17 protein-coding genes are annotated in these 16,358 nt (G+C 72.1%); 11 read left to right on the forward strand and 6 right to left on the reverse strand.

What is annotated here, in order from left to right:
• Positions 1-40: 40 nt before the first annotated feature.
• Both ABCS02_RS06580 and ABCS02_RS06585 read right to left on the reverse strand, forming a co-directional pair.
• Entirely contained in the window at positions 41-1,237 is a 1,197-nt protein-coding gene (locus ABCS02_RS06580; RefSeq protein ID WP_345834790.1) for an HRDC domain-containing protein, read from the reverse strand.
• Entirely contained in the window at positions 1,230-1,799 is a 570-nt protein-coding gene (locus ABCS02_RS06585; protein WP_345835186.1) for a DUF3000 domain-containing protein, read from the reverse strand. Before ABCS02_RS06585 ends, ABCS02_RS06580 begins: the two co-directional genes overlap by 8 nt.
• A gap of 167 nt (positions 1,800-1,966) precedes the next feature.
• On the opposite strand from ABCS02_RS06585, the gene ABCS02_RS06590 reads away from it, so the two are divergent.
• Positions 1,967-3,160, forward strand: a complete 1,194-nt coding sequence (locus ABCS02_RS06590) for an alpha/beta fold hydrolase (RefSeq protein WP_345834791.1) — start codon at positions 1,967-1,969, stop codon at positions 3,158-3,160.
• 20 nt (positions 3,161-3,180) lie between these two features.
• Positions 3,181-4,215: a S66 peptidase family protein gene (locus ABCS02_RS06595; protein WP_345835187.1), complete on the forward strand. Its 1,035-nt coding sequence runs from the start codon at positions 3,181-3,183 to the stop codon at positions 4,213-4,215.
• Positions 4,216-4,218: 3 nt separating this feature from the next.
• Here ABCS02_RS06595 and ABCS02_RS06600 read toward each other — a convergent pair whose 3' ends face one another.
• Together ABCS02_RS06600 and ABCS02_RS06605 are read right to left on the reverse strand one after the other, a co-directional pair.
• Positions 4,219-4,653: a SufE family protein gene (locus tag ABCS02_RS06600; RefSeq protein WP_345834792.1), complete on the reverse strand. Its 435-nt coding sequence runs from the start codon at positions 4,651-4,653 to the stop codon at positions 4,219-4,221.
• A gap of 34 nt (positions 4,654-4,687) precedes the next feature.
• Positions 4,688-5,605, reverse strand: a complete 918-nt coding sequence (locus tag ABCS02_RS06605; protein WP_345834793.1) for a sulfurtransferase — start codon at positions 5,603-5,605, stop codon at positions 4,688-4,690.
• A gap of 126 nt (positions 5,606-5,731) precedes the next feature.
• On the opposite strand from ABCS02_RS06605, the gene zapE reads away from it, so the two are divergent.
• The 5 genes from zapE to ABCS02_RS06630 all read left to right on the forward strand — a co-directional run bounded on the left by zapE (position 5,732) and on the right by ABCS02_RS06630 (position 11,434).
• Positions 5,732-6,787, forward strand: a complete 1,056-nt coding sequence (gene zapE / locus ABCS02_RS06610) for a cell division protein ZapE (RefSeq protein WP_345834794.1) — start codon at positions 5,732-5,734, stop codon at positions 6,785-6,787.
• 207 nt (positions 6,788-6,994) lie between these two features.
• Positions 6,995-8,269 (forward strand): ammonium transporter, encoded by a 1,275-nt coding sequence (locus ABCS02_RS06615; RefSeq protein ID WP_345834795.1) that lies wholly within the window; start codon positions 6,995-6,997, stop codon positions 8,267-8,269.
• A gap of 112 nt (positions 8,270-8,381) precedes the next feature.
• A complete protein-coding gene (locus ABCS02_RS06620; RefSeq protein WP_345834796.1) occupies positions 8,382-9,599 on the forward strand; it encodes an ammonium transporter in 1,218 nt (405 codons plus the stop codon).
• 70 nt (positions 9,600-9,669) lie between these two features.
• Positions 9,670-10,074 carry a type II toxin-antitoxin system PemK/MazF family toxin gene (locus ABCS02_RS06625; protein ID WP_345834797.1) on the forward strand — a complete coding sequence of 135 codons (405 nt, stop codon included), beginning with the start codon at positions 9,670-9,672 and terminating at the stop codon, positions 10,072-10,074.
• 67 nt (positions 10,075-10,141) lie between these two features.
• The gene (locus ABCS02_RS06630) at positions 10,142-11,434 is read left to right on the forward strand and encodes a PLP-dependent transferase (RefSeq protein WP_345834798.1); all 1,293 of its coding nucleotides are present in this window, start codon (positions 10,142-10,144) and stop codon (positions 11,432-11,434) included.
• A 75-nt stretch (positions 11,435-11,509) separates the two neighbouring features.
• On the opposite strand, the gene ABCS02_RS06635 is transcribed toward ABCS02_RS06630, so the two are convergent.
• Positions 11,510-12,691 carry an aminotransferase class I/II-fold pyridoxal phosphate-dependent enzyme gene (locus ABCS02_RS06635; RefSeq protein ID WP_345834799.1) on the reverse strand — a complete coding sequence of 394 codons (1,182 nt, stop codon included), beginning with the start codon at positions 12,689-12,691 and terminating at the stop codon, positions 11,510-11,512.
• A gap of 74 nt (positions 12,692-12,765) precedes the next feature.
• Here ABCS02_RS06635 and ABCS02_RS06640 point away from each other — a divergent pair, with 74 nt between their 5' ends.
• Entirely contained in the window at positions 12,766-13,095 is a 330-nt protein-coding gene (locus ABCS02_RS06640; protein WP_345834800.1) for a thioredoxin family protein, read from the forward strand.
• Between the two features lie 54 nt (positions 13,096-13,149).
• Here ABCS02_RS06640 and ABCS02_RS06645 read toward each other — a convergent pair whose 3' ends face one another.
• Complete coding sequence (locus ABCS02_RS06645) at positions 13,150-13,314, reverse strand: RICIN domain-containing protein (protein ID WP_345834801.1); 165 nt, start codon at positions 13,312-13,314, stop codon at positions 13,150-13,152.
• Between the two features lie 163 nt (positions 13,315-13,477).
• Between ABCS02_RS06645 and ABCS02_RS06650 the strand changes: the two genes are divergently transcribed.
• The 3 genes from ABCS02_RS06650 to ABCS02_RS06660 are packed head-to-tail and all read left to right on the forward strand — an operon-like array spanning position 13,478 to position 16,335.
• Positions 13,478-14,692: an ROK family protein gene (locus ABCS02_RS06650; RefSeq protein WP_345834802.1), complete on the forward strand. Its 1,215-nt coding sequence runs from the start codon at positions 13,478-13,480 to the stop codon at positions 14,690-14,692.
• A gap of 39 nt (positions 14,693-14,731) precedes the next feature.
• Positions 14,732-15,544 (forward strand): ABC transporter permease, encoded by an 813-nt coding sequence (locus ABCS02_RS06655; RefSeq protein WP_345834803.1) that lies wholly within the window; start codon positions 14,732-14,734, stop codon positions 15,542-15,544.
• Entirely contained in the window at positions 15,541-16,335 is a 795-nt protein-coding gene (locus tag ABCS02_RS06660; protein WP_345834804.1) for an ABC transporter ATP-binding protein, read from the forward strand. The genes ABCS02_RS06655 and ABCS02_RS06660 overlap by 4 nt, the downstream gene beginning before the upstream one ends.
• Positions 16,336-16,358 lie beyond the last annotated feature (23 nt).

The raw sequence follows: 16,358 nt of genomic DNA on the forward strand, positions 1-16,358 counted from the left end.
AAGGAGGCCCGAACGCCGCAGTGGAATCGTTTGATTCTTTCTACGAAGCGGCTTCGGACGCGTCGCCGGGCGTTTGGCTGCTTTCCACAAACGCCTGGGCGATTGCCTGTGAGGTTGCCTCAATCTGCCAGCGCCGCGCTCCGTGCTGGGCGAGCGCGTCGGCGACGGCCGACGGGGTGACGTCGGCCGGCGGAGCCCAGGCGACGCGGCGAAGCGTGTCGGGGGTGAGCAGGTTCTCCAGCGGGAGCGAGAGCTCCTCGGCCAGGGTCGTCAGAGCGGCGCGAGCGGCTTTGAGCCGGGCGTCGGCCTCCGGGTTGCGGTCGGCCCAGGCCCGTGGCGGCGGGAGGCTGTCGCCGGTGCCGCGCAGGACGGGGAGGTCGTCGGTCGTGCGGCCGGCCTCGATCGCGTTCCACCAGCGGTCCAGTTCGGTGCGGCTGGCGCGGCCGGTGAACTCGCGCATGGCGGCGAGGGCGCGCTTGGAGTCGGGCATCGCCTTGGCGGCGGCGGTCAGGGAGGCGTCGGGCACGAGCCGGCCGGGCGCGACGTCGAGCTGCTGGGCGAGCGCGTCCCGGCTCAGCCACAGCTCGCGCGCGGCGGCGAGGTTGCGCAGGCCCCGGATCGAGTGGATGCCGGACAGCCGCCGCCACGGCTCGTGGCGCGGGACGACGAGCTCGCGGGTGAGCTCGTCGGCGAACTCCTGCCGGGCGATGTCGGTCTTGCCGGCCTCCACGAGCAGCCCGGCGATCGCGTCGCGCAGGTCGGGCAGCAGCTCCACGTCGAGCGCAGCGTACTGTAGCCACGGCTCGGGCAGCGGGCGCGTCGACCAGTCGGCGGCGCTGTGCTCCTTGGCGAGGTGGATGCCGAGCAGCTCCTCCACGACGGTTCCGAGGCCGACGCGCGGCATCCCGAGCAGGCGCGCGGCCAGCTCGGTGTCGAAGATGCTGACCGGGTCGAGGCCGACCTCGCGCAGGCAGGTGAGGTCCTGGGTCGCCGCGTGCAGCACCCACTCGTCGCCGGCGATCGCTTCGTTGAGCTCGTCGAACCGGCCGACAGCGGGAGGGTCGAACAGGAAGGTGCCGGAGCCGCGCCGATACATCTGGATGAGGTACGCGCGCTGCGAGTAGCGGAAGCCGCTCGCCCGTTCGGCGTCGACCGCGATCGGTCCCTCGCCCGCGACGATGAGGTCCACGGCCTCCCGGTAGCCGTCGCGGGTGTCGATGACGGTGTGTTCAGCCACGCGGTGTCCGTCTCGTGCTCAGCAGGCTCACCCCTTCGCCCGTCGGCGGCAGACCGGCCAGCATGCAGAGCAGCTCGCCCCAGCCCTCCACATGGGCGGCGATGTCGGTCTCCAGCGGGCTCCAGGAGGCGCGCAGCTCGATCTGGGCGCCGTCGCCCTGGGCAGCGAGCTCGCCGAAGCCGGTGGAGATGATCTTGGTCGCGGTGCCGCTGGCGGCGGTGTACTTGGCGTGCCGGGCGTCGAGCGCGTCGACCAGCCACGACCACGCCACATCAGCGAGGAACGGGTCGAGCCCGATGTCGGTCTCCAGGGGGGCCTGCGCGAAGCAGACGATGCGGAACGGGCCGCCCCAGGCCTCCGGCTCGTCGGGGTCGTAGAGCAGGATGAAGCGTCCGGTGCCGAGGTCGGAGTCGTCGCCGTGCCGCGCGGGCCGGACATCCGCCGCGAGCGCGATGGAGTACGGCGCCAGCTGCGCGGGAGCCGGGATCTCCGTGATCACGAGCTCGGGCCGCGACGCAGCAGCGCGGATCGACTCCAGCGCCGAGGCGTACTCCCGGGGCAGGTGCGGCTCCCTGGGCTGGTGCGGGTCCCCGGGCAGCTGCGGCGGGGTCGAAGTGGGTGTCGACACGCTACGAACACTAGAAGGGTTCGGGGGCGTGCGACAGTAAGGCACGCCGCCTGGCGAACTCCTGACGGCGGCGGCGCGCGGGCACGGCTACGCTGTCGGGCATGGCGAGCACGAGCAGCGGATCGGGCGGGAACGGGGCACTCGGGAAGGCGCTCGGCGTCGGCGCGGCCATAGCAGGGGGAATCGCGCTGGTCGCGGCGGCGTCCGCCGCCTACGCGGTGGCGCGGGTGGCCAGGACGGTGATCACGCCCGTCCGCCGCCGGCCGCAGCGCGAGTTCGTCCGCGACGTGGACGAGGCGCTCGGCACGATCACGCTCAAGCGGACGCCGGACTCGGCGATGCCGGGGCGCTTCGGGCTGTGGTTCGGCTCGGAGTCGGGCTACGCCAAGCTGGGCGGCCTCCTGGAGACCACGGACGGCAGCGTCGTCCGCGAGCTGGAGCGCATCCACTTCGGCGAGCTCGGGCCCGGACGCGCGCGGATCAGCGGGTACTACTACCTGGAGCCGGAGGAGCTCGGGCTGCCGGTGGAGAGCGTGGAGATCGAGACGGACCTCGGGCAGGCGCCGGCGTGGGTGTTCCCGGCCGACGACACGGCGGAGGGTGATCGCTGGGTCGTGCAGGTGCACGGCTGGGGCGCGACGCGGCAGGAGGGCTTGCGCGCGGTCCCGACGTTCCACGCCGCCGGGTACACCTGCCTGCTGGCCTCCTACCGCAACGACGGCGACGCACCGGAGAGCGCCGACCGCCGGTACGGGCTCGGCGGCACCGAGTGGCGCGACATCGACGCGGCGATCCGGTACGCCGCCGACCACGGCGCGCGCTCGATCGTGCTTATGGGCTGGTCGATGGGCGGCGCGGTGGTGCTGCAGACGGTCACCCGATCGGAGAACCTCGACCTGGTGAGCGGCGTGGTGCTGGAGTCGCCGGTCGTCGACTGGATCGACACGCTCGAGTTCCAGGCGAACATGCTGCGCCTCCCCGACGCGATCGCCCAGGGCGCGATGCGGCTGATCGCCTCCAACTGGAGCGGGCCGATCACCGGGCAGGGCGCCCCGATCGACCTGCGCAGCATGGACTTCGTGGCGCGGGCGGCCGACCTCAGCCTCCCGATGCTCATCCTGCACAGCCAGGACGACGGCTTCGTGCCGGACACGGCCTCGCGCGCGCTCGCCGCGGCGCGCAGCGACATCGTGACGTTCGTGCCGTTCACGGTCGCGCTGCACACCAAGCTCTGGAACTACGACGAGGCGAAGTGGACGGCGGCCGTGCGGGAGTGGCTGGACGAGCGCGCGTGACGGGCGCGCATCGTCCGGTCATGCCGCCCGCGGCCCGGTCGGGGGACCGGGTGGCCGTGCTGTCCCCGTCGTTCGCGGCGCCCGGGAGGTGGCCGGCCGTGCACGAGCAGGCGCTGCGGAGGCTTCAGGAGCTGACCGGGCTGGTGCCGGTCGAGTACCCGACCACCCGGAAGCTCGGCGCGACGCCGCAGGAGCGGGCGCGTGACCTGAACGCCGCCTTCGCGGACCCGGGCATCCGGGCGGTGCTGGCGACCATCGGCGGCGACGACCAGGTGCGGGTGATCCCGCACCTGGATCGGGAGGCGGTGCTGGCCGACCCGAAGCCGTTCCTCGGCTACAGCGACAACACCAGCCTCCTGAACTGGCTGTGGTCGGCGGGCGTCGCCGGGTTCTACGGCGGCAGCACGCAGGTGAATCTGGGACCGGGACCGCGTGTGCACGACATCCACCTCCGTTCGCTGCGCGCCGCGCTGCTCGGCGGCGACCCGACCGAGCTGACCGACCCGGGCGAGTCGGAGGACTTCGGGATCGACTGGGGCGACCCGCGCGCCCTGACCGAGACCGGGGAGCGGGAGCCGACCGAGGGCTTCGCGTGGGCGGGCCCGGCGCGCCGCGTCACCGGCCCGACGTGGGGCGGCTGTCTGGAGGTCGTGGACTGGATCCTGCTCGCCGACCGCTTCCCGTTCCCGCCGTCGGCGCTGGAGCGCGCCGTGCTGCTGGTGGAGACGAGCGAGCTGACGCCGCCCGCGCACTGGGTGCGCTATACGCTGCGCGCGCTGGGCGAGCGCGGGCTGCTCGCGCCGCTCGCCGGCGTCCTCGCGGCGCGGCCTCCGGTGAGCACGTTCGAGCACCGGCCGGACGCGGCCGAGCGCAGGCGGCTCCGGGACGCGCAGCGCGACGCCGTCATCGAGACCGTCGCCGAGTACAACCCGGAGGCGGTGGTGTGCGTCGGCGTGCCGTTCGGGCACACCTCGCCGCAGTGGATCGTGCCGTACGGCGGGCGGGTCACGCTCGACGGAGAGAGCCGCCGGGTGTTCGCCGACTACCGCCGCTGACTATTACGCCGCCACCTTCGCCCGCACCTGCCGCTTCGCGCGCCCCAGCAGCGCCGACATCCCGCGCAGCCGCAGCGGCGACACGGCCTGGGTGAGACCGAGGGTGTTCGGGAAGTCGTCCGGCACCGCGAGCACCTCGTCGGCCGTGAGCCCGGCGAGGCCCTGGACGAGGATCGACGCGAAGCCGCGGGTGGTGGGGGCCTCCTGGGGGGCCGTGGCGAAGAGGTGGACGATGTCGTGCTCGTCCACCTCCACGAAGATGTAGACCGGCGCCTGGCACTCCTCGACCCGCTCCAGCAGGTCGGGGTGGTCGCGGTAGCGCTCCGGGAGGTCGGGCAGCTCGTCGGAGAACTCCAGCAGCAGCTGCAGGCGGTCGTTCTGCTCCAGCGCCTGGAAGTCGTCGCGGATCTCGGCGAGCGTGCCGGTGAGGGCGGTCATCCTTCAAGGCTACCTTCGTGCGGGGTCGGCAGGGTCAGCGGGCGGGGACTTCGCCCGGCTCCGTCCCCGTGACGATCGGGACGCGCACAGCCGATCCCCACTCGGTCCACGAGCCGTCGTAGTTGCGGACGTTCTCGAAGCCGAGCAGGTGGGTGAGCACGAACCAGGTGTGGCTGGAGCGCTCGCCGATGCGGCAGTACGCCACCACCTCGTCGCCGGGCTTCAGGCCGGCGTCACCGAGGTAGATGGCCTCCAGGTCGGCGCGGCGCTTGAAGGTGGCGTCGGGGGCGGCGGCGCGCGCCCACGGCACGGACGCGGCCGACGGGATGTGGCCGGCACGCAGGGCGCCCTCCGTGGGGTAGCCGGGGATCTCGGTGCGCTCGCCGCTGTACTCCTCGGGGGAGCGGACGTCGATCAGCGCCCCCCTTCCCGAACGGACGAGTCCCAGGTGGGCGAGCACGTCGTCCTTGAAGGCGCGGATGGTGTGGTCGTCGCGCTCCACCACCGGGTACTCGACCGGGGCGGGCGCCGGCACCTCGCGGGTGAGCTCGCGGCCCTCCGCGATCCACTTGTCCCGGCCGCCATCGAGGAGGCGGACGTCCTCGTGGCCGAACAGGGTGAACACCCACAGCGCGTAGGCGGCCCACCAGTTGTTCTTGTCGCCGTAGATCACGACGGTGGTGTCGCGGGCGATGCCCTTCGCGCCGAGCAGCTCGGCGAACCGCTCCGGGCTGACGTAGTCGCGGACCACGGGGTCGTTGAGGTCGGTGTGCCAGTCGATCTTGACCGAGCCGGGGATGTGGCCGGTGTCGTAGAGCAGCACATCCTCGTCGGACTCCACCACGACCAGTCCGGGTTCGCCGAGGTGCTCGGCCAGCCAGCCGGTGCTCACCAGCCGTTCGGGGTGCGCGTAGCCGGCGAAGTCGGTCGAGGGGTCGGGGGCGATGGCCATGCTGCTGATCCTCCGGGTTAGGCTGGGAGCCTGCGAAATCGCGGGCCAGGAGTCCAGGCTACGCGGCCCGCAGCGGGTGACGAACGTCCCGTCAACACTTCTTCACACTCAAAGGTGCGCATCCACATGACGATCGAGACGACCGGAGCCCTGCCCCGCCTCGCGGACCGCTCGCCGGCGATCACCGGCGCCGAGATCGCGGCGAGCCTGGTGCCGCCGTCGCAGTTCGAGCACGCCACCTTCGACTCCTACCGTCCGGACCACGACTACCCGTCGCAGTCGGAGGCCGTGGCCACGCTCAAGCTGTTCGCCAAGTCGTGGGAGCCGCAGCGCCCGGCCGGGCTGTTCAGCCGCAGCCGCAAGAAGGTCGAGGCCATGAAGCCGGGCGTGTACCTCGACGGCGGCTTCGGCGTCGGCAAGACCCACCTCCTCGCCGCGCTCTGGCACGAGGCGCCCGGACCCAAGTACTTCGGCACCTTCATCGAGTACACCGCCCTGGTCGGCGCGCTCGGCTACGCGGGCGCTGTCGACCTCTTGCGCGGCTCCACCCTGATCTGCATCGACGAGTTCGAGCTGGACGACCCGGGCGACACGATGATGATGACACGGATGCTGGGCGAGCTGGTCGCCTCCGGCACCCGCATCGCGGCCACGAGCAACACGCCGCCGAACGCGCTCGGCGAGGGCCGGTTCGCCGCGAGCGACTTCCTGCGCGAGATCCAGTCCCTGTCCGCCAACTTCCAGACCCTGCGCATCGACGGCCTCGACTACCGCCGGCGTGACACGTCGGGTGCGGCGGTCAGCGTCGACCCCGGACAGTACGACCGGATGCTCGCGGCGCTCGCCGCCCGCGGCGAGACGGCCACGAGCGACACGTTCGACGGCCTCATCACCCACCTCGCCACGGTGCACCCGTCGCGCTACATCAAGATGCTCGACGGCGTCGATGTCATCGGCCTCGCCGATGTCCACGTGCTCCACGACCAGATGGCGGCCCTCCGGCTGGTCGCGTTCATCGACCGTGTCTACGACGCGGAGATCCCCATCGTCCAGACCGGGACCCCGCTCAGCGAGGTGTTCGACGACGAGATGCTGGGCGGCGGCTACCGCAAGAAGTACCTCCGCTCGGTGTCGCGCATGATCGCGCTGACCGCCGGCGAGCTGCCGCCGCACGACGAGTAGGGCTCCCTCCCTGCGCCCGCCCCGGACATTCGCACGGCGGCGAAACAGACTGTTTACACAGCGCAGGGATGCGTAACACCCGCGAAACACGAGTAGCCCGCAGCCGAAACCTCCCGCGATCAGACTGGCTCCACCCCGAAGCGCCCGACCCGGCTCCGATGAGTCCGAACCCATCCCAGGGCGTCGCACAGAGAGGTAGAGACTCGCATGGTGTTGCACACAGCAGCGGACTACGCAACGACAGGGACCGTGAACTCCCTGTGGTTGCTCGTCGCCGCCGCCCTCGTCCTGCTGATGACCCCCGGCGTCGCATTCTTCTACGGCGGCATGGTCCGCGCGAAGAGCGTCGTCTCCATGATGATGATGAGCTTCGGCGCGATGGCCATCGTCGGCGTGCTCTGGGTCGTCTACGGCTACGGGCTCTCGTTCGGCAAGCCGCTCATCCCGCACGTGCTCGGCACGCCGGACTGGTTCCTGTCCAGCCTGATGGGCAAGGACGGGATGACCCCCGACCTCGGCGGCCTCGCCTTCGCCGGGTTCCAGGCCACCTTCGCCATCATCACCGTGGCCCTGATCTCCGGCGCCATCGCCGACCGCGCCAAGTTCGGCGCGTGGATGGTGTTCGCCGGCGTCTGGGTGACGGTCGTGTACTTCCCGGTCGCGTTCTGGGTGTTCAACCTGTCGCAGGGCTGGATCGCCTCCATTCTCCACGTGAACGACTTCGCCGGCGGCACCGCGGTGCACATCAACGCCGGTGCGGCGGGCCTCGCCCTCGCACTGGTGCTCGGCAAGCGCGTCGGGTTCCAGAAGGGCATGAGCAAGCCGCACAACGTGCCGCTGACGCTCCTCGGCGCCGCGCTGCTGTGGTTCGGCTGGTTCGGCTTCAACGCCGGGTCGGAGGCCGCGGTCGACGGTGTCGCCGCGATCGCCTGGATCAACACGCTCGCCGCCCCGGCCGCCGCGACCATCGGCTGGCTGATCGTCGAGAAGATCAAGGACGGCAAGCCGACCTCCATCGGTGCGGCGTCGGGTGCGGTCGCCGGCCTGGTCGCGATCACCCCGGCCTGTAACATCCTGACCCCGGGCTTCGCGATCCTGCTCGGCCTGGTCGCCGGTGCGGTCTGCGCGGTCGCGATCGACCTCAAGTTCAAGCTCGGCTTCGACGACTCGCTCGACGTGGTCGGCATCCACCTCATCGGCGGCATCATCGGAACGCTGTGGATCGGTGTCTTCGGCTTCACCCACATCGACGGCGACGCCACCAAGCCGTTCTCCAGCCTCTGGTACGGCGGGAGCCTGGTGCAGCTCGGAGCGCAGGCGATCGGCGCCTTCAGCGTCCTGATCTACTCCTTCGTCCTGGCCTACGCGATCGGCTGGGTCATCCAGAAGACGATGGGCTTCCGGATCAAGAACGAGGACGAGCTGGCCGGCGTCGACACCGTCGTGCACGGCGAGGAGGGCTACTCGCTCGAGACGGTGTGACCGACACGCACCATCGAGCATCCGCGAACGGGGTGCCGCCTGCGGGCGGCGCCCCGTTCCGCGTGCGCGCGGCGGCTAGGGTAATGCTTGCATTGAGGCGGAAGGGAGCGGGATGTCCGCGACGAGCGAGCAGGTCGACAGCCTGCTGCTGTTCGTGTGCGGGGCGCTGACGCTCCTCGTCCCGTTCGGCCTCGCGTTCTTCGTCGGCGGCCTTGGAGGGCGCTCCACGACCTCCCGCGCCATGAAGTTCGCGCTGACCGGCACCGCGGCGACCATCCTGCTCGGTGTGGCGGGCGGCTACGGGATGGTCGCCGGACGGCCGCTGCTGGCGCACGTCCTCGGCGCTCCGTCGTTCGACCTCGCCGGCGGCTTCGGGGCGGCGTCGCACCGGCCCGACCTGTACTCGCTGGCCAAGGCGGGGGCGATCCTCGCGGCGGCCGCGGTGTCGGTCGCGATCGTGGGCGTCGCCGTCGCGTCGCGGATCACGCTGCGCGCCTGGCTCGTCTTCACGGTGCTCTGGTCGGTGCTGGTGCTGTACCCGGCCGGCTACGCGGTGTTCGCGCTGGACGACGGCTGGGCGACCGGCGTGCTCGGCGTGATCGACTTCGGGGGAGCGCTGCCCATCGGCGTCGCGGCGGGCGCGGCGGCCGCAGGGGTCATCCTGGCGTGCGGCCGCGGCGAGCACCGGCCTCCCGAGCGGCGCAGCTTCCCGGCCATCGCCATCGGCGGGACGCTGCTCTGGGTCGGCTGGCTCGGCCTGGTCGTCGGCTCGGAGGGGGCCGTGGACTCCTACACCGGCCTGATCGCGATCAACGCGTTCCTCGCCTCCGCCGGCGGCTGCCTGGCCTGGATGGTCGTGGACCGGGTGCTGCTGCGGCGGCCCACCACGGTGAGCGCGCTGTGCGGCGCCTTCTCCGGGCTCGTTGCGATCACCCCGGCGGCCGGGGTGCTGACCGTCGGCTGGTCGCTGCTGCTCGGCGCCATCGCCGCGGTGGCGTGCGCGACGATGGTCGACCTTGCCGCGCGGGCGCGCTTCGGCGCGTCGATGGCGCTGATCGTGATCGTGACGGTCGCCAGCATGGTCGGCCTGCTCTACCTCGGCCTGTTCGCGGCGGGCGGCGGGATGGTGGACAGCGGCAACTTCGACCTGTTCACGGCCCAGGCGATCGCGGGGTTCTCGGTGCTGATCGGCTCGTTCCTGGTGTCGCTGCTGCTGGCGCTGGCGCTGCGCTTCACGGTGGGCCTCACCCGGATCCGCTATCGTGCCACGAGTGAGCCGACTCCTCGACGCGATCGCACGACTGTTCCGGCCGGTACCGCGGAAGACTGAACGGCCGGCCTCCCGGTTCGCGCCTGCGCGCTCCGGGCGCGTGGCCGGGGTCGAGCCGGGGCGTGGGGGCGTGGACGCGACGGTCCAGGTCGACCCGCGCCGGCTGAAGGGCCTGCGCACCTCCTACAACCCGAAGACGGACGGCGAGCCCGACCCGGGCGAGATCGTCTGGACCTGGGTGCCGTACGAGGAGAACGACGGCCGCGGCAAGGACCGCCCGGTGCTCGTGGTGGCGGCGGAGCCCTCCGGCGCCCTGATCGCGGTCGCGCTGACCAGCCAGGCGCATCCCGGGCGTCCCGAGTACCTGGCGATCGGCGCGGGCGAGTGGGACGGCCAGGGGCGGGCGAGCTTCGTCCGGCTCGACCGGGTGTTCCGCGTGCACCGGACCGGGATGCGCCGGGAGGCCGCCGCCCTCGACGCGCGACGGTTCGCGACCGTCCGCACCGCGCTGCGCACGCTGTACGGCTGGAGCTGAGCGGCGTCCGTGACGAACGGTGAACGCCGAGTGCACGCCTCCCGGTCTTCGTCACTACAGTGTCGGCATGCCTGACGACTGTTCGCGCCCGCTCGACTTCGAGACCCGGCAGATCCACGCCGGAGCGGTGGTCGACGCCGAGACCCGCGCCCGCGTCACCCCGATCTACCAGACCGCCGGGTACGTCTTCGACGACTTCGACGACGGCGAGGAGCGCTTCGCCGGCCGCAGCCGCTACCGCGCCTACTCGCGCAACGACAACCCGACCAACGCGGTCGCGGGGCGGCGCATCGCCGACCTGGAGGGCGGCGTCGACGGGATCGTGGTCTCCAGCGGGCAGGCCGCCATCGCCGCGGCGATCAACGCGCTCGCCGAGGCGGGCGACCACATCCTCGCCACCCGGTCGCTGTACGAGGGCACGCGGGAGATGTTCCGCGGCATCCTGAAGCGGCAGGGGATCGCGTTCGAGTACGTGGCCGACGACGCGTCCGACGCGGAGTGGGCGGCGCGGTTCCGGCCGAACACGAAGGCCGTCTACACGGAGACGCTGCCGAACCCGCTCAACCAGGTGGTCGACATCGAGCGGCTGGCCGGGATCGCGCACGCGGCCGGTGTCCCGCTGGTCGTCGACAACACCGTGCCGACGCCGTACCTCTGGCGGCCGATCGAGGACGGCGCCGACATCGTCGTGCACTCGACCTCCAAATGGCTGTCCGGCCACGGGTCGGTGATCGGCGGCGCGGTGGTCGACGGCGGCCGGTTCGACTGGGCGGCGCACGCCGACCGCTTCCCGCAGCTCACCGCGCCGCCGCGGCCCGGGGTGGCCTCCTTCGTGGAGCGGTTCGGCGCGGGGGCGTACCTGGCGTATCTGCGCGCGGTGATCGTGCTGGAGTACGGGCCGACGGTGCCGCCGCTGAGCACGTTCCTGCTGCTGCACGGCATCGAGACGCTGTCGGTGCGGATGGACCGGCACGTGGCGAACGCGCAGGCGGTGGCGGAGTTCCTGGCCGGGCGGCCGGAGGTGGCGCGGGTGTTCTATCCGGGACTGGCGGACGACCCGTTCCACGCGCTCGCGGCGAAGTACCTGCCGAAGGGGGCGGGCTCCATCGTCTCGATCGACCTGGCGGGCGGCCGGGAGGCCGCACAGCGGTTCCTCGACGCGCTGGAGCTGGTCAGCCCGATGACGCACATCGGGGATGTACGCACGCTGGCCATCCACCTGGGCAGCACCATTCACGCGAAGCTCACCGAGGAGGAGCGGCTGGAGGCGGGGATCACGCCGGGCCTCGTGCGGTTGTCGATCGGGATCGAGAGCCCCCGCGACATCATCGCGGACCTCCAGCGCGCGCTCGAGGCGTAGCGCCGCGCGACATTCGTGCCGAATGGCGCGAATGCGCCGCGGTTTCGCGCCATTCGTGCCGAATCGCGAGGGCGATTACGCGGGGAGGGGCGCCAGCGCCGCGCTCGCGGCGGCGACGGTCGCGGCGATGCGGCGGACGGCCTCCACCACCGTGCTCGGGTCGCACGCCAGGTTGATCCGGGCGAAGCCGCGGCCCTGCTCGCCGAACGCGAGACCGGAGTTGAGGGCGACCCGGCCGGTGTCGATCAGGACCCGGGCGGGGTCGTCACCGAGCCCGGTCTCGCGGAAGTCCAGCCAGGCGAGGTAGCCGGCGTCGGGCCGGACCACCCGCACCGACGGCGCGTGCACCGCCAGTTCGGCCTCCAGCAGCTGGAGGTTCGTCACGAGCTGGTCGAGCAGGCCGTCGCGCCAACGCAGGCACGACAGCGCCGCGACGTTGGCGTGGAGGCCGAGGATGCTGGTGCGCGCCGCGAGCTCCTCCGGGAGCCGGGTGAGCAGGTCGGCGGTGGCCGGCTCGGCGGCGACGATGACCGCGCACTTGAGCCCGGCGAGGTTCCACGCCTTGCTGGCGGAGGTCACCGTGACGGCGCGGGCGCCGGCGGCCCGGGCGACGGGCGCGAACGGCGTGAAGCGGGCGCCCGGGTGGGCGAGCGGGGCGTGCACCTCGTCGCTGACGACGAACACCCCGTAGCGGGCGGCGAGGCGGGCGAGCGCCTCCAGGGTGCGGCGGCTGTGACATCGGCCGGTCGGGTTCTGCGGGTTGCAGAGCAGCATGGAGTCGGCGCCCGCGGCGAAGGCGGCCTCCAGGCCGTCGAGGTCGAGCGTCCAGCCGGCGTCCTCGCGCAGCGGGACGGTGATCGCGACGGCGTCGGCTTCCTCGATCATCTCGAAGAACGGCGGATAGACCGGAGGCGTCAACACCACGCGGCCACCGGCCTCCGGCAGCACCAGCCGCAGGGTCTCGACCACGCCCACCGTCACATCGGTGGCCAGGTGCACCCACTCCGGGTCGACGCCCCACGCCCACGAGCTCCAGGCGAAGTCCGCGAAGGCCGGCGCCAGCGGACCGGCCGAGTCGAGGTAGCCGGTGTCCGAGTTGCGGAGCGTCTCGGCGACGCGGTCGAGGATGGCCGGCTCGACGTCGAAGTCCATCTCGGCGACGAAGACCGGAAGGACGTCCGCGGGATAGCGGCGCCACTTGATGCTCGACCGGGACGCGAAGAGCTGCTCCAGGGGTCGGGCCGGTGCGAAGCTCATCGCCCAAGGATGAGGCACTGCGGCCCGGAGCGCATCCGGTCGCGTCACGGAACGTAAGGTAAGGACGAAAGAACGTGGATCGGAGGGCCGTGCGCGTCGAGGTGCTGCACATCGAGGAGTGCCCGAGCTGGCGGGAGGCCGGCGCGCGGCTGCAGATCGCGCTCGCCGAGGCCGGGATCGACGCGGCGGTGGAGTACCGGCTGCTGGAGGATCCCGCAGACCTGGCCGGGACGGTGTTCGCCGGCTCGCCGACGATCGTGGTCGACGGCGCCGACCTCTTCCCGGCGGAGCCCATCGGGGAGCTGGCCTGCCGCATCTACCCGACGCCGGCAGGGCTGCGCGGGATGCCGGACACCGAGCAGCTGGTGGCGGCGCTGCGCGACCTCCCGCGCGCCGGTCGGTGACATCCAGGGTCCCCGGGGGCGGTTGTCCGCCGCCCGGAGACCCGTGGAATGTCGTCAGTGGATCGGGAACTGCTGCGCCGGGAGGCCGTTGCAGGTGTAGATCTGCAGCTGCGTCCCCGGGGTGACGCTCCCGCCCGGGTCGTCCAGGCAGAGCCCGGACTGCGGGTTCAGGAGCGGCGCGACTCTGCGCCGGAGAGCGCCGAGGCTCGGCGCTGCCACATGCTAAATCCGGCGAATTCTTCCGGAAACCGGGCGGTCGAATAGATATCTCCGGCTCCTTCCGCCCGGGTTTCCCGGGTGGTGACCGGTGTCAAGGATGTTGTGAAAATTGATTTATGCCGTTGCGTTGACGGAAAAATTCACGGTCTTTACAGTTGCGATTGTGCACAAGCCCAACGACGTGCCGCAGCTGATCCGGCGCACCCACGAAGAGCGGATTCTCGCGACCCTGCGCGAGAACGGCCCGCTGACCCGTGCGGAGCTGGAGAAGCGCGTCGGGCTGTCGCGCACGACCCTCTCGGACATCACGGCTGCGCTGCTGCGCCGCGGCGTCCTGGTCGAGCGGACGACGCACGAGGAGACCCGCGGTCGCGGCCGGCCCGCCGCCAAGCTGGCGCTCGACCCCGCGTCCGGGCAGTTCCTCGGCGTCGACCTCGGCCACCGCCGCGTGCACGTCGTCGTGGTGAACGCCTCCAACGAGATCATCGTCTCCGGCGAGCGCGCCTACGACCGGGACACCACGTGGTCGGAACGGATCGACGCCACCTTCGCGCTGATCGAAGGCCTGGCCCGCGACGAGGAGGTCGGCCTCCAGGCGCTGGAGGGCATCGGCGTCGGCGTCCCCGGCCCGCTCAGCACGGCCTTCCGCGGCGAGCAGCGCACGCCGCCGCGCTGGCGCGGCCAGGGCAGGGACGAGCTGCTCGACCTGATCCGCGGCCGGTTCGCCGGTCGCTTCTCCGCTCCGCTCACCCTCGACAACAACACCCGGCTCGCGGGCCTCGGCGAAGCCGTCTGGGGGCGCGCCGACGACGCGGACAGCCTCCTCTACGCCCGCCTCGGCGACGGCGTCGGCGGCGGCCTCGTGGTCTCCGGTCGGCTGGTCTCCGGCGGGTCCGGCTCGGCCGGGGAGGTCGGCCACGTGACCGTCGAGCCGGATGGCCTCCCGTGCTGGTGCGGTAAGACCGGCTGCCTGGAGACGGTCGCCTCGGTGCCCGCGATCCAGGAGCGTCTCGCGGCGGCCCGCGCGGACGGCGACCCCGACGGGAGCGCGGCGGAGGCGGTGGTTCGCGCGGCGGGGGAGGCGACCGGGCGCGCGCTCGCGGCGGCCTCGGTCGTCGTGGACCCGCGCGACATCGTGATCGCCGGGGACGTCCTCCGGTTCCCCGGCTTCCTCGACGCGGCGCGCGACGCCTTCGCGCGCGAGACCCTCCTCGTCGGAGGCGGCGCCCGGCTGCGGGTCTCCACCCTCCGCGACGAGGCCGGGGCGCTCGGCGCGATCGCCGCGGCCTTCCACCGTTCCTCCCTCCTGGTCGGCTACGCGAGCCTGGCCGCCCTCCCCGACCCCGACCCCGCCGACGCCGAGCGCCGCCAGGCCTGACACCCGACCCTCGACCCAGCACCCCGAGCAAGGAGAACCATGACGACCCTCGCGACCGAGAGCCTCCCCGTGGAGGAGGGCGGTGCGCCGCCCGCGCGCCCCGGCAGGCGCAGGCGCGTGCCCACCTGGGCGTGGACGACAATCTCGATCGTCGCCGGCATCGGCGTGTTCTGGGCGCTGTCGTTCTTCACGATCCTGCCCAGCCCGCCGGCGGTCGTCGCCAAGACGGTCGACCTGGCGTCGAACGGCATCCTGTTCACCGACATCGGGGCGAGCCTGGCCCGGGTGCTGGTCGGCTTCCTGCTCGGGACGCTGCTGGCCGTCCCGGTCGGCTTCCTGATGGGCTGGTACACCACCGCGCGCGGCCTGCTGCACCCGTGGGTGCAGTTCGTGCGCATGATCCCGCCGCTGGCGATCCTGCCGCTCTCGATCGTCGTGCTCGGCACGGGCGAGGTCGCGCGGGTGTTCGTCATCTTCCTGGCGTCGTTCCTCGCCGCGATCGTCGCGACCTATCAGGGCGTCGTCAGCGTCGACCGCACGCTGGTGAACGCGGCTCGGGTGCTCGGCGCGAAGGACGGCACGATCTTCGCGCGCGTCATCGTCCCGGCCTCCTCGCCCTTCATCTTCGTCGGCATGCGCGTCGGCCTCGGCTCGTCGTGGGCGACGCTCGTCGCCTCCGAGCTGATCGCGGCCCAACAGGGCCTCGGCTTCCGCATGCAGCAGGCGCAGCTCTACTTCGACCTGCCGACGATTTTCGTATCCATCATCTTCATCGGCCTGCTCGGTCTGCTCATGGACCGCCTGCTGATGGCCATCGAACGGAGAGTGACCTCGTGGCAGGAACGCCGATGACCCCCAAGATCAGCGTCACGGACCTCCGGAAGGTCTTCCCGCTCGGCAGCGGCGAGTTCACCGCGCTCGGCGGGGTCGACCTGGATGTCGCGGACGGCGAGTTCGTCACCCTGGTCGGTCCGTCCGGCTGCGGCAAGTCCACCCTGATGAACATCGTCGCCGGGCTGGAGACGCCGACCTCCGGCACGGTCCTGGTGGACGGTGAGCCGGTCGACGGGCCGGGCCCGGAGCGCGGCGTGATCTTCCAGCAGTACGCGCTGTTCCCCTGGCTGACGGTCCGCAAGAACGTGGAGTTCGGCCTCCGCGTCTCGGGAGTGCCCGCCGAGGAGCGACGCGAGCGCGCGCAGCACTTCATCGACCTGGTCGGACTGACGACGCACGCCGACCAGCTCCCCAAGGCGCTCTCGGGCGGCATGAAGCAGCGCACTGCGCTCGCCCGGGCGTATGCCGTGAACCCGCAGCTCCTGCTGATGGACGAGCCGTTCGGCGCCCTGGACGCGCTGACCAGGGTCAACCTCCAGGACCAGCTCCTGCGAACCTGGCAGGAGGAGCGGCGCACCGTCCTCTTCGTGACGCACGACGTCGAGGAGGCCGTGTACCTGGCCTCCCGCGTGGTCGTCATGGCCGCCCGTCCGGGCCGGATCTTCGAGGTCATCGACGTCGACCTCCCGCCGAACCGCACAGAGGAGACCCGGTTGTCGCCCGAGTTCGCGGAGATCAAGAACCGCGTCTGGCGGGCGGTGTACCACCAGCCGGCCCTGGAGACCGCGAGCGTCGCCGCGCAGCGCTGACCTCGCCCCGTACCGCACCAACA

This window comes from Microbacterium sp. X-17 (assembly GCF_039615055.1).

Coding starts and splice junctions, on each gene's coding strand:
- ABCS02_RS06590 (WP_345834791.1), top strand. CDS start 1,967: ATGGCGAGCACGAGCAGCGGATCGGGCGGGAACGGGGCACTCGGGAAG.
- ABCS02_RS06595 (WP_345835187.1), top strand. CDS start 3,181: ATGCCGCCCGCGGCCCGGTCGGGGGACCGGGTGGCCGTGCTGTCCCCG.
- ABCS02_RS06600 (WP_345834792.1), bottom strand. CDS start 4,653: ATGACCGCCCTCACCGGCACGCTCGCCGAGATCCGCGACGACTTCCAG.
- ABCS02_RS06605 (WP_345834793.1), bottom strand. CDS start 5,605: ATGGCCATCGCCCCCGACCCCTCGACCGACTTCGCCGGCTACGCGCAC.
- zapE (WP_345834794.1), top strand. CDS start 5,732: ATGACGATCGAGACGACCGGAGCCCTGCCCCGCCTCGCGGACCGCTCG.
- ABCS02_RS06615 (WP_345834795.1), top strand. CDS start 6,995: ATGGTGTTGCACACAGCAGCGGACTACGCAACGACAGGGACCGTGAAC.
- ABCS02_RS06620 (WP_345834796.1), top strand. CDS start 8,382: ATGTCCGCGACGAGCGAGCAGGTCGACAGCCTGCTGCTGTTCGTGTGC.
- ABCS02_RS06630 (WP_345834798.1), top strand. CDS start 10,142: ATGCCTGACGACTGTTCGCGCCCGCTCGACTTCGAGACCCGGCAGATC.
- ABCS02_RS06635 (WP_345834799.1), bottom strand. CDS start 12,691: ATGAGCTTCGCACCGGCCCGACCCCTGGAGCAGCTCTTCGCGTCCCGG.
- ABCS02_RS06655 (WP_345834803.1), top strand. CDS start 14,732: ATGACGACCCTCGCGACCGAGAGCCTCCCCGTGGAGGAGGGCGGTGCG.
- ABCS02_RS06660 (WP_345834804.1), top strand. CDS start 15,541: ATGACCCCCAAGATCAGCGTCACGGACCTCCGGAAGGTCTTCCCGCTC.